Here is a 13,835-nt window from a genome sequence, read left to right on the forward strand (position 1 = left end):
GTGTCCGCCCGCCTGGGAGGCGTCGTTGAACATCTTCGTGCTGTCGCACCGGTGCGGCCACTGTGTCCACCACCAGGTGGTGCTGGGCCCGGACGAATACCAGGCGCTCAAGGCCCGTTGCGTCGGCAAGCCGTGCCCGGTGTGCGGTGACCGGCCGCGCACCGAGGAGGACCTGCAGCTGGTCGCCCCGCGCGAGCACGTCGACGCGGCCGCCGACGGCTCCGGTCCCTGGGGCAACGTGCTGCGGCCGACCGCCGACTTCGCCGGGTTCGGCGGCGACGGCCCGGGCCGGCAGTTCACGCGCGGCGCTTTCGCCAGTTCCCTGCGCGACACGATGTACGGGCAGGCCACGTCGGCCCGCAAGGCCGAGCACGAGCTGATCAGCCGGGCCCTGACCACCCTGCTCGCCGCGCAGATCGGGATCGATGCGCACCAGCACGGCGAGCACGCCAAGGCGGTGCTCTGGCTGGAGCGGGCCGCGCCGGTGGCCAAGACGCCCAGCGAGGTGGCGGCCGTACGCCTGCACCTCGGCCTGTCCCTGATCGAGCTGGGCGAGCCGGGCCGGGCGGAGGCAGCGCTGCGCGACGCCACCGAGCAGGCCGGCGCCGATCCGGTGTTCCGCTCGGCCGCCGCCCGGCAGCTCGGCAACGTCCGCAAGGAGCTGGGCGACCTGACCGGTGCCCACGCGGCCTTCCAGCTCGCCATCGACCTCGGCATCCCCGAGTTCGCCGTCGAGGGCGCGATCAACCTCGGCATGCTGGAGGACGAGGCCGGCCACCAGGCCGAAGCCCGCCGGCTGTGGGAGTTCGCGTACGACAGGGCCACCGACGACCGCAGCCGGGCGTTCGCCGCGCACAACCTGGGCTGGTACTGGGAGCAGGCCGGGGACGTGACGAAGTCGCGCCGCTTCTACCGGCTCGCCGCGAAGTCCTCGGTGCCCGAGGTGGCCACCCGGGCGGCGCAACGACTGCGGGTGCTGCCGGCTCCGGCCCGGCGCTTCTTCGGCCGCCGCTCGTGATCTCGGTGGTCGGGCACCTGGCCGGCGGCAGCGACCGGGACGCCGTGCTCGCTCTGCTGGCCGGCACCGCCGTACGCGGTGACGTGGTCTCGGGCGCCACCGACGAGCGGAACCTGCCGGAGTTACGCCGGCTCGGACTGATCATCCACTCCGTCGGAGACCCCGCCGCCGGGCCGGTCCCGCCGCTCGCACCGCCGTCGCGGTACGCCATGCTCGGCTCGCTCACCCTTCCTGACCTCGACGACACCCCGAAGGCCGAGCAGCCCGGGTACGGCGAGACCGTCCTGCTGCGGACGGTGCCGGTGCCACCCCGGTCCTGGCGCGACGAGCTGGCCGCGTTCGACGCCGCCGTGCTCGAGCGGGTCGCGGACCAGCTCTATGTGACCCGGATCCCGGGTGGGCGCGGGGCCGCGGTGGCGGCGCTGGAGTTCGTGCTGGACGTGCGGCCGTACCGGCTCAGCGACACCGCCGACGCCGGCAACGTGGTGTCCCCCGGCGGGCAACTGCCCGGGGCCCGTCCCGTGCGCTACGAGGTGCTCGCCCACCGCGCGCCGGACCTGCCGGCGATCCGCGCCTGGCTGGCCCGGCAGGGCTGGCCGGAGGACGGCGCCGGGCGCCGCAAGGTGCGCTTCCGGTGCCGCTTCGGTGATCCCGCCCTGGTCGAGCTGGCCCGGCGGCAGGACGTGGCGGCCGTCGACCTCTACGTCGCCCCGGAGCTGGCCAACGACCACGCGCAGCGCATCGTCGGCCTGCGCGCGACCGTTCCCGCCCTGGCCGGGCTGACCGGGCGCGGCCAGGTCGTCGCGATCGCGGACACCGGCGTCGACAGCCGGCACCCCGACCTCAAGGGCCGCCTGCTGCGGGTCGTCGCGCGGGGCCGGCCGAACGACGCCAGCGATCCGCACGGCCACGGCACCCATGTGGCCGGCACCCTCGCCGGGGACGGGTCCGCCTCGGGTGGCACGTTCCGCGGCGCGGCGCCCGGCGCGTCGGTCTTCTTCCAGTCCGTGCTGGACGCCGCCGGCCGGCTCTCCGGCCTGCCCGTCGACCTCAACGACCTGCTGGGCGAGGCCTACGCCGCGGGCGCCCGGATCCACAACAACAGCTGGGGTGCGGAGGCCGGCTCGGTCTACCGGATGAGCTCGCTGGAGATCGACGAGTTCGTCAGCGAGCACCCCGACATGCTCGTCGTCGTCGCCGCGGGCAATGCCGGCCAGGCCGTGGCTCCCCGGCACGTGCCGCCCGGCTTCGTCGACCTCTTCTCGGTGACCGCGCCGGCCACCGCCAAGAACGCCCTGACCGTCGGCGCGAGCCGCAGCACCCGGGGCGTGCCCGATCTGACCTGGCGGGAGTGGTCCCCGGCCGGTTTCCCGGACGCCCCGATCGGCGACGAGCGGCTCGGCGGTGACCCGGACTCGCTGGCCGCGTTCAGCAGCCGGGGACCGTGCCAGGAGCACGACCGGATCAAGCCGGACCTGGTGGCCCCGGGCACCTGCGTCGTGTCCACCCGGTCCGCGCTGGCCCCGGACCGCTCCTTCTGGCGGGACTGGGACGACAACTACGCGGTACTGGGCGGCACCAGCATGGCCGCGCCGCTCGTCGCCGGAGCCGCGGCCCTGGTCCGGGAGTGGTTCACCGCCCACGCTCACGAGCCGAGCGCCGCCCTGCTCAAGGCGGCACTGCTCAACGGCACCCGCTGGCTCGGCGGGCGGGACGCGGCGGCGCAGCACCCGTACCCGCCCAACTGCCACCAGGGCTTCGGCCTGCTCGACCTGGCCGGCGCCCGGCCCGCGATCTACGCCGACACCTGGGCGGCCGCCTCCCCCAGCCGGCCGCTGGACCGGCTCGGGCAGACCGTCCGGCTGACGCTGCACCGCACCGATCCGGGCCCGCTGCGCGTGTGTCTGACGTGGACCGATCCGCCCGGGCGCGGCATCCAGCACGCGCTCAGCCTGGTCGTGGTGCACCGGGCGGACGGGCGCCGCTGGTCCGGCAACGAGCAGCGCCGCACCGCCTACGCGACCGCCGACACCGCCAACAACGTGCAGATCGTCCGCCTCGACCGGGCCGGGCCGGGCGACTACTCGATCGAGGTGACCGCCGTGTCGGAGCTGCTCTTCGGGCCGCAGGACTTCGCGGTGGCCGTGACCGGCGGGCCGACCGACGTGCCCGGCGCCGGATGGCAGGGGCAGCCGTGAGCGCGGCGCGCGCGGCGCTGGCCGCCGAGTACCGTGAGCTGCTGCGGGCCCAGGGCCTGGAGCACCTCGTCGGGCGGACCGCCACGCCGGCGGAGGAAGCGCTCCTGATCGCCCGGATCACGGAGCAGGCGCAGCGATCGGCGGCCGACTACGGCGAACGGAATCTGCTGCCGCCCGAGCCGCCCGAGCCGCGCGGCGGCGGACCGCGGGACCGCTACGCCGCCACCTCGGCGCGGATCGAGCGGGCGATCCGTGAGCTCAGCGGGGAGCTGCCCGGCCCGGTGTACGTCGGCGAGTACCCCCACCGGTCGTTCAACGCCGAAGCGCTCGCCGCGCGCCACGGCACGCTGCTGCTGATCAACACCGGCCTGCACTACCTGCTCGTCGAGGTGGCCCTCGCGCTCAACACCAGGGTGCGGGTGGCCGAGCGGCGCCCGGACGGGGGCTACGACGTCCAGCCGACCACACCGGCCATGGAACGCCGCCGGCGGCACGCGGACGAGAACCTGGTCAGCTCGCTGGCGGCGTACCTGTTGCACACGGATCCCGGCCGCGGCGGCAAGCAGGAGGTCGACGGCACCACCCGCGGCGCCCTGAGTTACCTCTACGCCGGCGCCGCGGAGACCTTCGCCGTGGCCCACGAGTACGGCCACTTCCTGGCCGGGCACCTCACCCGTACCGGCCGGCGCCCGAGCGGTGCCGAGTGGCTGCGCAAGAGTCACGACCAGGAGTTCGAGGCGGACGAGATCGGGATGCTGCTCGCCCTGAAAGCCCTGGAGTACGACGAGCAGGAGCAGAGCCCGCTGTTGCGCAAGTCCGTCGCGGTCACCGGGACGTTCCTGTTCTTCGCGGTCGACCACCTGCTGAACCGCGTGCGCGACGAGGTGCCGGAGCTCGGCGGCGCGGCGATCGTCGCGGACCATCCGCCGTCCGACGCCCGGGCCGCCACCCTGCGCCGGACCCTGACCGAGCTGGAGGGGCCGGACATCTTCCAGCTGGTCGACGCCACCATCCCGATCCTGGCCGAGCACGAGACCGAGATCATCGCCAACCTGCGCCGCCTGCTGCGAGCGGCTAAGTGACCACGACGGCGGCGAAGGACTCGCCGGCTCGCAGGCGAGCGACGAGGTCCAGCACGGCGTCGGCACCGCCGTGCGCGGCGACCCAGCGGTCCACCACGCAGGCACTGTCGCGGTAGAAATCCGTCGAGGGCGCCGCGCCGGCGCGGATGGCCGCCAGCGCCCGGGCGTGGTCGATCGGGCAGCGCTCGCCCGGCGGCTTCGCGGTCAGGTAGCGGGGATCGTCCGAGACCAGCACCGCGATGCCCTCGTGGAACCAGCGCGGCACCTGGTCGTAGCGGGAGCCGAGCCGCCGGTACAGCTCCGCGTGGGTCAGCTCGTGGCTGGCGATCACCACGTCGGCGCCGTCCGGGGACAGCGCCAGCGCACGGTCCCGCAGGGCCTGTCCCTTCTCGCCGCCACCGCCGATGTGCTCGTAGCACTCGGCGCTGAGGCAGACCAGGACGCGGGGGCTGCTGCGCATCGGACCGAGGTAGTCGCCGACCCGCTGCCTCGCCGCCGCGATCAGGTCCACCACCTGGCGCCGCTGTCGGGGCGTCGCGCCGTCGTCGACGTAGACGTCCGGGGCGGCCTGACGCAGCCCGTAGCAGCCGGGACAGGTGGCCGCGACAGCGATCGGGTAGAGCACCACGAGCGCGGCCACGGCGGCCACCAGGACGGCGGCGAGCGCGACGACCACAAGCCGTTTCGACAACACAGCTCCTCAAGCGTCGCGGCGGACGAAGACCAGCCAGGCGGCAGCGACGCACCCCGCGGCCCAGCACGACAGGGTGAGCAGGCCGCCGGCCGGGCCCAGGGCGGCCGGGCCGCCGGGCAGGCCCACGAGGCTGAGCGCCGCGTCATGCGGCAGGTACTTCACCAGGACCGGAACGACGTCGCGAAGCATCGGGGCCACCAGCAGGGCGGCGACGGACAGCACGGCGAGCGGGGTCACGACGGTCCGCACGATGACCGCGAAGCCGTAGCCGACCAGCGCGAGCAACAGGTACGCGGTCACCAGTTCGGCCAGGCCGGGGCCCGCGGCGACACGCGGGACGGCAGCACCACCAGCACGGCCGCGAGCACACTGACCAGAGCGCACACCGCGGACTTGGCGGCGAACAGCCGGGTCCGGCGCGGCACGGCGAGCAGGCTGACCCGGACCTGCCCGCCACGGAACTCGCTGCCGGCGGCGCAGACCGCGATCGCGACGAAGACGTAGACCGGGGCCAGCAACGGGGCGCCCAGCCGGGCGACCGGGACCGGGCCGTCCGGACCGGCGACGCGGACGGCGTCCGACGCGGCGAGGACGCCGAGCCCACCGTTCGCGGCGAGCGCGGCGGTGAGGGCGATCCAGACCGCCGGCAGGGTACGGATCTTGGCCAGCTCGGCCGCGAGCAGGGCGGTCACCGGGCGTCCCGCCGTACGAGGGTGACCCCGGCCAGCAGCGCGGTCACCAGCGCCCAGCCCACCAGCACCAGCACGGCCTGCGGCGGGCTCGACGTCAGGTCGCCGGTCGCGGGGTTGAGCAGCAGGTTGCGGCCGGCGCTGACCGGCAGGAGCGCGTCCAGGCCGGGCGCGCCGGCCAGCACCTGGGTCATCGTCACGGTGATCAGCGCGAGGCTGACCCCGATGGCCACCAGGGTGCTGCGGGCGATGACGGCGATCGCGTACGTGCTCAGGCCGAGCAGCACCGCGTACAGGATGAACCTGGCCTGGCCCCCGACCGCGTCGGCGCTGACCGGCAGCCCGGGGAACCGGTCCTTGACGCCCAGGTAGCTGAACACCGTGCTGATCGTGGCGATCAGCACCGCCGCCAGGGTGAGGTACGCGGCCGCGGCCAGGAGCTTGGCCACGAGCAACCGGCCCCGGCGGGGCACGGCGAGCACCGTCAGCCCGAGCTGCCCGCCGCGGAACTCCTGCCCGGCGAGCACCGCGGCCAGTGCCGGCAGGAACACGCTGATCTGCAGCGACGACGCGCGGATGCCCTCGAGCAGGGCCGCGCGGGCGGGTTCGCGCCGGCCGAGGAAGATCTCGATGGATCCGTCCGGCGTCACCTGGGCCACCGCGTCGGCGGTGAGGCCCACCACCTGCACCTCCACCAGCACCTGGAGGGCGAGGACGGCGCCCAGCACGAGCCAGCCGGTGCGCAGAGTGGTGATCTTGACCAGTTCCGCGCGGACTGCCGCTCTCATGCCGCGGTCCGTTCGCCGGTCAGGGCGAAGAACGCCGCCTCCAGCGACGGATGGCCCGCGGTGACCTCGGCGACCGAACCCCGCCCGGCGATCCGGCCCCGGTTGATGACCACCAGGTCGTCGGCGGTCCCGGCCGTCTCGGCCATCAGGTGGCTGGACAGCAGCACGGTACGCCCGGACGCCGCGTAGTCCCGCAACAGCTGCCGCACCCAGCGGATCCCCTCCGGATCCAGCCCGTTCACCGGCTCGTCGAGCACCAGCACATCCGGCTCACCGAGCAGGGCCGCGGCGATGCCGAGCCGCTGACCCATCCCGAGCGAGTACCGCTTCACCCGCTGCCCGGCCACCTCGGCCAGGCCGACGAGCTCGAGAACCGCACCCACCCGGGCCCGGGGGATGCGGTTCGACCGGGCGATCCAGGTGAGGTGGTCGACGGCCCGGCGCTCCGGCACCGGCCCGGCCCCGTCGAGCAGCGCGCCGACCGTCCGTAAGGGATGGTCGAGGTCGCGGTAGCGCCGGCCGTGGATCGTCGCGGTGCCGCCGCCCGGCGCGTCCAGGCCCAGCAGGATCCGCAGGGTGCTGGACTTGCCGGCACCGTTGGGGCCGAGAAAACCGGTGACCCGGCCGGGCCGTGCGATGAAGCTGACGTCGTCGACGGCCGTCCGGCCGCCGTGGCGTTTGCTGAGATGAGCGATGTCGATCACGGACACCAGCCTGCGACGCGCGGTCACCCGCCCGCGTCACCCGGAAGTAGACACCTAACGAGGTTCGTGCAGCAGGCCCGCCTCGTACGCCAGCACCGCGAGGTGGGTGCGGTCGTTCACGTCGAGCTTGGCGAACATCCGGCGCAGGTACGTGCGGACCGTCTCCACGCTCAGCATCAGCTCGTCGGCGATCTGCTGGTTGGAGTAGCCCCGGGCGACGTACCGGATGACCTCGGTCTCGCGGGCGGACAACACCTGGCCGGCGAACGCGTGCCGCCGCTCGGGCCGGCGCGGCGCGAACTGCCGCATCAGCCGGGCGGTGATCTCCGGGGCCAGCATCGCGTGGCCGGCGTGGACGGTGCGTACGGCGTGCAGGACCTCGGGCGGGGACGCGTTCTTGAGCAGGAAGCCGGAGGCCCCGAGGGTGAGGGCCTCGTGGACGTACTCGTCGAGGTCGAAGGTGGTCAGCATGATGACCTTGGTGGTCGTGTCCGGCAGCAGGCGGCGGGCGGCCTCCAGTCCGCTCACGCCGGGCATCTGCACGTCGAGCAGGGCGACCGCCGGTTTCAGCGCGCCGACGAGCCGGGCCGCGGTCCCGCCGTCCGCCGCCTCGCCGGCGACCCGGAAGCCGGGCGTCCGGTCGAACAGCTTGCGGTAGACGCCGCGGAACCGGTCGTCGTCATCGGCCAGGAACACGCTGATGGCCGCGGTCACCGGCCACCACCTCGCCGGACGGGCAGGCGCGCGCTGACCTCGAAGCCGCCGCCCGGATGGTCGCCCCAGGTGACGGAGCCGCCGACGAGCTGGGCCCGTTCGCTCATCCCGGCCAGGCCGAAGCCGGTGTGCTCGCGTCCGGCGGCGCCCGGCCCCCGGTCCCGGACCCGGACGACGACCGCCCCGCCCGTCTCGTGCACGTCCACCGTGCAGGGCGCGCCCGCCGCGTGCCGCACCACGTTGCTCAGCGACTCCTGCACGATCCGCAGCACGACGGCTCCGACGGCGTCCTCGACCTGCTCGTCGACGGTGATGCGGGCGCGGACGTCGACGCCGGCGGCGCGCGTGGTGTCGACGACCGAGGACAGCCGGGTGACCGGCGGGGGCGCTGAACGCAGTCCCCGGACCAGCACCTGCACTTCTTCGAGGGCCCGCCGCGCGTGCAGTTCGATGCCGGCCAGGGAGTCCCGCAGCTCCTGCTCCCCGGCGTCGGCCAGGCCCCGGGTCACGCCGGCCTCGGCACTGATCACGCCGAGCGCGTGGCCGACCACGTCGTGCACGTCGCGGGCCACCTCGAGCTGGACGCGGGCGCGCTCCGCCTCCCTGGTGGCGGCGATGCCCCGGCCGACCATGGTGCCGAGCAGCCAGGCGACGCTGACCGCGGCGACGGCCACGACGGCCCGCTGCCCGAGCCCGGTCATGTCGCTGGACGGGACGCCGGTCACGGCGGCGAGGCTGAGCGCGACGCAGGCCAGCACGAGGACGGGCAGCCTGGTGCGCGAGGCGCGCGCGACGGCCAGCGGATACAGGCACCAGGCCACCGCCAGCATCGGGTCCTGGCACACGCCCAGGGCGTTGCCGGTGACGGTGGCGATCGCCGCGGCCACGGTCGCCGCGCCGGGGGTCCGCCGCCGGGAGACCATGGCCAGGCCGGTGATCGCCGCGAGGGCCCAGCCCGCGGTCCGGCCGGCCGGGCTCGCGGTGTCGAGGGTCGGCGGCGCCCAGAACACCAGGACGACGACGGCCGCGGCGAGGACGTCCGGCACCAGCCGCACGCCACCGGAGGGGCCGGCGGAAAGGCTGCGACGCACGTTCGCACCCTACTGGGCCCGGCCCGTCCGGTCGGCAATCAGCGGCGGGCCAGGCGGCGCTCCCCCGCGGCCCCCGGCTGGTACGGCAGGTTGTAATGGGCGAAGACGCCGGGCTCGTCGCCGGCGGCCAGCTCACCGTCGAGGTCGATGGTGGGCGCGTCGCTGACGACCTTCTTGTCGTAGCGCACCCGGACGGCGCTCGGGCTCACGGTGGCCCCGTCGAGCGGCACGAAGGTGAGCCGGTGACGGCCGATCATGCCGGTCCGCACGGTCGCGAACGCCGGTTGGTCGGTCGCCGTGTCGACGTAGACCGCCTCCAGCTCGCCGATCTTGGAGCCGTCGGGGTCGATGACTTTCTCGCCGCGCCAGTCGCGCAGATTCTCAGCGGGGAACATGCTGCTGTGGTTCCCTGCTGGTCAGGCCCGAAACGGCGGGCCCTCAGACGGCGTACGGCGAGCGGAACAACCGGTCCGGGTCGGCGGCGGCGCGGATCCGCCGCAGCCGGGCCAGGTTGGCGCCGTGATACCGCGGCACCCGGGCCGGATCCGGTTCGAGGTAGTTCACGTAGCGGCCGGCCGACCAGCGGGCCACCGCCCGGTGGCCGTCGTCGATCCAGGCGTAGGCGTCGCGGACCGTGGCCGGGTCACCGGTCGCGGGCTGGACCAGCCACTGCAGCATCGTGTGCACGCCACGCCAGGGGAAAGCGGTCGCGCCGGGAGCCACCCGGCCCTGGGCGCCGGTCATCCGTTTGAGCTTGGCGATGCCCGGGCGGCGGGTCCTGGACCGGCGTTCCACGCTCGCCAGCAGGGCGGCGACGGCAGCGGGCGGCAGGACCCGCGGGAAGACGTCGCTGCCGACCAGCTCGGTGGCGCGCGGGCCGCAGTCACCGGCGTCGTCGCAGCCCCCGCGGTTGTGCACGACGGTGCGGTGCGGGAGCTGCTCGACGCGTACCGTGGCCGGCTCCCGGCCGATCGCCCGGACGATCGCCGCCACCTCGGCGTCCGCGGCCCCGCCGAGCAGCACACCGGCGATCCGTACGCTGCGGGCACCGCGCGCGTCGGCGGCGAACTGGCAGGACGACCAGGTCTCGTCGGGCGCCCGGGACAGCCGCGCCTGCCAGCCGGCTGCGACCTCGGCCGCCGCACTCCACGGATAGGTCAGCACGAAGGTGCCGGCCGGGGCCGCCGGGTAGGTGCGCATCCGCCAGGTGGTGACGACCCCGAGACTGCCGCCTCCGCCTCCGCGCAGCGCCCAGAACAGCTCCGGCTCCCGACCGGCGTGCACGGTGCGGAGCCGGCCGTCGGCGGTGGCCAGCTCGGCGGCGAGCACCGCGTCGCAGGTCATCCCGTACGCGGAAGCCGCCATCCCGATGCCTCCGCCCAGCGTGATCCCGCCGATGCCGACGGTCCCGCACGAACCCGAGGGGATCGAGACGCCGTGGGCGTCGAGCTGGTCGTAGACGTCGATGAGCCGGGCGCCGCCGCCGATCGTCGCGGTGCGGCTGCCCGCGTCGTAGCCGATCGCGCGGATGCCACGCAGGTCGAGGACCACGCCGGTCCGGCTGGTCGACGCGCCCACATAGGAGTGGCCACCGCCGCGCGGCACCACCGGTACGCCGAAGCGCCGCGCGAAGCGGATCACCTCGGTCACGTCGGCCGGGGTGGCGCACCGGGCGACCGCGGGCGGCCGGACCGCATCGAAGCGCGGGTCGACCAGCCGGTGGGCGTCGGCGAAGGTCGCGGCGCCGGGCAGTGCCACCGTTCCCGTCAGGCCGGCGGCCAGCGCTTTCCAGTCCCGAGCCGTCGGGCCGGTGCCTGTAGCGCCGCCGGTCTTCGGGCTGCCGCCGGTTTTCCGGCTGCCGCCGGCGGAAGGCCAGCCGGCTCCGGTGGCCGGGATCGCGACGGCGGCGCGCAGCAGTGTCCGACGAGACAGAGGCATGCCGACAATCGTCGCATATCGGGCAGGGTAGCCCGGCGCTCAGCGCGCCGTCCGGCCGACCGCATAACGGAACGCATTGCCGAGGGCGTAACCGCCGTCCGGGGTGCGGAAGGGCCGGGCGGCGGCGATCACGGTCGGCGCCGTTTCCGCCATGGTGGCCGGATCCTCACCCAGCAGGACGCCCCGGATGAGCGTGTCGTCGTCGGCCGCCCGCCACGGAAGCTCGACGATTCCGGCGGCGACGAGAGTGAGACCGCCGTCGTGCAACAGCTCCTCCAGGCCGCCCGGTAGCCGCAGCTCACCGTCGGGCAGCGGTTCCTCGTCGGCGGCCCGGGCCACGGCGTCCTCGATGACGGTCAGGTCGTTGCGGTCCCGTTCGGCCCAATTGGCGACCGCGACGTGTCCGGCGGGGACGGTGACCCGGATCAGCTCGCCCAGCGCGGCGAGGGTGTCCTCGGCGAACTGCAGGGCGTTCACCGAGACCGCCAGGTCGAAGCCGGCGTCGGGCCAGGGCAGGTGGTCGGCGGTGCCGACGCGGAGGTCGGCCCCGGGCACGCGGGTGCGGGCGTACGCCACCATGCCGGGCGCCGGGTCGATGCCGGCGGCCGACATCCCGCGGCGGGCGAGGTGGGCGAGCAGGTCGCCGGCGCCGCAGCCCACGTCGAGGACGCGGGCATCAGGACCCACCGCGGCGGCGGTGAGCACCGCGTCCCAGGCCGGCGCGGCGAATTCGCCCCACAGCTGCGACCAGCTTTCGGCGACGGCCGACCAGCGGTCGGGATCGGCACCGTTCATCTTGTTCTCCCGGGGGTCGCCGGGCCATCTGCTGCCCGGCCCGGCGCACCAGGATATCGACCGCGGATTCCGGGAAAAGCACTGGCCACTCGCGCTGATCACGTCCATTCCCGGGCCGCCACCACACAATCCGGAATAGCACCGCCGCACCGCGCACCGCATCGGCCAACGAGCCGGTGTACCCCCGCCGCAGCCGGTACACCTCAAACCCGCTCCGGAAGTTGCGGAGGGCCTCTCCCCCTTCGGAGGATCGAGGACCCGTCCGAACGACCGACCCATCGTCCGGATCGGTCCGGAGTCATGGAAGATCATCCCCTCGGAAGTTTCGGTGTCCGCCGGCCCGGATCCTTTCCCCTTAAATGGGTCGAGTTCGGACACCTGACCGGGTGCGGCGGCCCATTCTGTGTCGTTTCCAGCGATTACCACGACCTCGCCGGTCAACGCCCGCCCAGCTCGGAAATCCTCGTATCACCGCCGTGTTGCCGGATTGTTATCCCGTGTTTCAAGATCGCCCGCCGACTCTCTTGTGCAACCGGTCGTTATGGGAAAACGTTGCCGGGCACAACAAACTCGCTCCTGATCTTGAACACCTCCGGGAGTGACTCTCCCGCGCACTGGCACCATCGAAGCCGATCGAAGCCCCGGAACACCCGAGAGGACACAAGGTATGCGTAAAGGACTATTCGCCCTGGCCGCGGCAGGTCTGCTGGCCACCGGCAGCATGGCCGCGTGTGGTGACGACAGCAGCAGTGGCGACTCCGGCAGCACCGGCGGCTCGTCCACCGGCAAGGTCGGCGTCATCCTGCCGGACACCAAGAGCTCGGCGCGGTGGGCCACTGCCGACCTCACGTACCTGAAGGCGGCGTTCGACGCGGCCGGGATCCAGGCCGACATCCAGAACGCCCAGGGCGACAAGACCCAGTTCCAGACGATCGCCGACGGCATGATCTCCAGCGGCGTCAAGGTCCTGATGATCGTCAACCTGGACTCCGGCACCGGCAAGGCCGTGCTGGACAAGGCCAAGAACGCCGGCATCGCCACCATCGACTACGACCGGCTGACGCTCAACGGCGGCGCGAACTACTACGTGTCGTTCGACAACGTCAAGGTCGGCGAGCTGCAGGGTCAGGGTCTGGTGGACTGCCTGGCCGAGAAGAAGTACACCAAGCCGGTCGTCGCCGAGCTCAACGGCTCCCCCACCGACAACAACGCCACCCTGTTCAAGCAGGGCTACGACTCGGTCCTCAAGCCCAAGTACGACTCGCAGGAATACGTGAAGGGCCCGGACCAGGCGGTACCGGACTGGGACAACGCGCAGGCCGGCACCATCTTCGAGCAGATGCTCACCTCGAAGAAGGACATCAAGGGTGTGCTCGCCGCCAACGACGGCCTCGGCAACGCCGCCATCTCGGTGCTCAAGCGGAACAAGCTCAACGGCCAGGTCCCGGTCACCGGCCAGGACGCGACCGTGCAGGGCCTGCAGAACATCCTCACCGGCGACCAGTGCATGACCGTCTACAAGGCGATCAAGAAGGAGGCCAACGCGGCCTCCGAGCTGGCCATCGCGCTGGCCAAGGGTCAGAAGCCGACCACGGCCACCGGCGTCACCAAGGACGTGGAGTCCGGCAAGGACGTCCCCTCGGTGCTGCTGGACCCGCAGTCGATCACCAAGGCGAACGTCAAGGACGTCATCGCCGACGGCTTCGTCACCAAGGAGCAGCTGTGCACCGCTGACTTCGCGAAGGCCTGCACCGACGCGGGCATCAGCTGATCTGAGCTGATCGCGGGTCGTCCCGTTCGACTCGGCGCCGCTCCCGCCCTCACCGGCGTGGGCGGCGCCGAGCCGGGTCGGCCCCCGCCCACCGCCAGTGGCGCTGCCACGACGACGAACCCGGTCACCAAGCGAAGGAGAACCATCGTGGCCGCGACACCCCTTCTGGAACTCAACGGGATCGACAAGAGCTTCGGTCCCGTCCAGGTCCTGCACGATGTCGGACTGAGTGTCTACCCCGGCGAGGTCACCGCCCTGGTCGGCGACAACGGTGCCGGAAAGTCCACGCTGGTCAAATGCGTCAGCGGGATCTACACCATCGACGCCGGCACCGTCACCTTCGACGGCAACCA

The 13,835-nt window shown here is 73.5% G+C and carries 15 protein-coding genes; 5 read left to right on the plus strand and 10 right to left on the minus strand.

All coding sequences use genetic code 11. The features are described from left to right. Positions 1–25 precede the first annotated feature (25 nt). The 3 genes from AB0C12_RS32720 to AB0C12_RS32730 are packed head-to-tail and all read left to right on the plus strand — an operon-like array spanning position 26 to position 4,298. Positions 26–1,018, plus strand: a complete 993-nt coding sequence (locus tag AB0C12_RS32720; RefSeq protein WP_360553726.1) for a hypothetical protein — start codon at positions 26–28, stop codon at positions 1,016–1,018. Beyond that, complete coding sequence (locus AB0C12_RS32725) at positions 1,015–3,216, plus strand: S8 family serine peptidase (protein ID WP_360553727.1); 2,202 nt, start codon at positions 1,015–1,017, stop codon at positions 3,214–3,216. The genes AB0C12_RS32720 and AB0C12_RS32725 overlap by 4 nt, the downstream gene beginning before the upstream one ends. Continuing rightward, a complete protein-coding gene (locus AB0C12_RS32730) occupies positions 3,213–4,298 on the plus strand; it encodes a hypothetical protein (protein ID WP_360553728.1) in 1,086 nt (361 codons plus the stop codon). The genes AB0C12_RS32725 and AB0C12_RS32730 overlap by 4 nt, the downstream gene beginning before the upstream one ends. Here the strand turns inward: AB0C12_RS32730 and AB0C12_RS32735 are convergent. From AB0C12_RS32735 to AB0C12_RS32780, 10 genes are read right to left on the minus strand one after another with little or no spacing between them, the layout of a single operon-like run. Next, positions 4,291–4,989, minus strand: a complete 699-nt coding sequence (locus AB0C12_RS32735; RefSeq protein ID WP_360553729.1) for a hypothetical protein — start codon at positions 4,987–4,989, stop codon at positions 4,291–4,293. The two genes, AB0C12_RS32730 and AB0C12_RS32735, sit on opposite strands and share 8 nt — an antisense overlap. A 9-nt stretch (positions 4,990–4,998) precedes the next feature. Then, complete coding sequence (locus AB0C12_RS32740) at positions 4,999–5,292, minus strand: hypothetical protein (protein ID WP_360553730.1); 294 nt, start codon at positions 5,290–5,292, stop codon at positions 4,999–5,001. Next, a complete protein-coding gene (locus tag AB0C12_RS32745) occupies positions 5,289–5,684 on the minus strand; it encodes a hypothetical protein (protein ID WP_360553731.1) in 396 nt (131 codons plus the stop codon). The genes AB0C12_RS32740 and AB0C12_RS32745 overlap by 4 nt, the downstream gene beginning before the upstream one ends. Beyond that, positions 5,681–6,469, minus strand: a complete 789-nt coding sequence (locus tag AB0C12_RS32750) for a hypothetical protein (protein WP_360553732.1) — start codon at positions 6,467–6,469, stop codon at positions 5,681–5,683. The genes AB0C12_RS32745 and AB0C12_RS32750 overlap by 4 nt, the downstream gene beginning before the upstream one ends. Continuing rightward, positions 6,466–7,173, minus strand: coding sequence for an ATP-binding cassette domain-containing protein (locus AB0C12_RS32755; RefSeq protein WP_360553733.1), 708 nt, complete (start codon positions 7,171–7,173; stop codon positions 6,466–6,468). The genes AB0C12_RS32750 and AB0C12_RS32755 overlap by 4 nt, the downstream gene beginning before the upstream one ends. Before the next feature lie 54 nt (positions 7,174–7,227). Beyond that, positions 7,228–7,887 carry a response regulator transcription factor gene (locus AB0C12_RS32760; protein WP_360553734.1) on the minus strand — a complete coding sequence of 220 codons (660 nt, stop codon included), beginning with the start codon at positions 7,885–7,887 and terminating at the stop codon, positions 7,228–7,230. Continuing rightward, positions 7,884–8,978 carry an ATP-binding protein gene (locus AB0C12_RS32765; protein ID WP_360553735.1) on the minus strand — a complete coding sequence of 365 codons (1,095 nt, stop codon included), beginning with the start codon at positions 8,976–8,978 and terminating at the stop codon, positions 7,884–7,886. Before AB0C12_RS32765 ends, AB0C12_RS32760 begins: the two co-directional genes overlap by 4 nt. A gap of 38 nt (positions 8,979–9,016) precedes the next feature. Continuing rightward, positions 9,017–9,373: a PRC-barrel domain-containing protein gene (locus AB0C12_RS32770; RefSeq protein ID WP_360553736.1), complete on the minus strand. Its 357-nt coding sequence runs from the start codon at positions 9,371–9,373 to the stop codon at positions 9,017–9,019. Between the two features lie 43 nt (positions 9,374–9,416). Beyond that, positions 9,417–10,916 (minus strand): FAD-binding oxidoreductase, encoded by a 1,500-nt coding sequence (locus tag AB0C12_RS32775; RefSeq protein WP_360553737.1) that lies wholly within the window; start codon positions 10,914–10,916, stop codon positions 9,417–9,419. Positions 10,917–10,955: 39 nt separating this feature from the next. Next, entirely contained in the window at positions 10,956–11,711 is a 756-nt protein-coding gene (locus AB0C12_RS32780; RefSeq protein ID WP_360553738.1) for a methyltransferase domain-containing protein, read from the minus strand. Between the two features lie 667 nt (positions 11,712–12,378). On the opposite strand from AB0C12_RS32780, the gene AB0C12_RS32785 reads away from it, so the two are divergent. Further along, positions 12,379–13,482, plus strand: coding sequence for a substrate-binding domain-containing protein (locus AB0C12_RS32785; RefSeq protein WP_360553739.1), 1,104 nt, complete (start codon positions 12,379–12,381; stop codon positions 13,480–13,482). 147 nt (positions 13,483–13,629) lie between these two features. Continuing rightward, positions 13,630–13,835: ATP-binding cassette domain-containing protein (locus AB0C12_RS32790; protein WP_360553740.1), on the plus strand; the 206-nt coding region annotated here is incomplete at its 3' end.

This window comes from Actinoplanes sp. NPDC048967, from assembly GCF_040649415.1.
Lineage (GTDB): Bacteria > Actinomycetota > Actinomycetes > Mycobacteriales > Micromonosporaceae > Actinoplanes.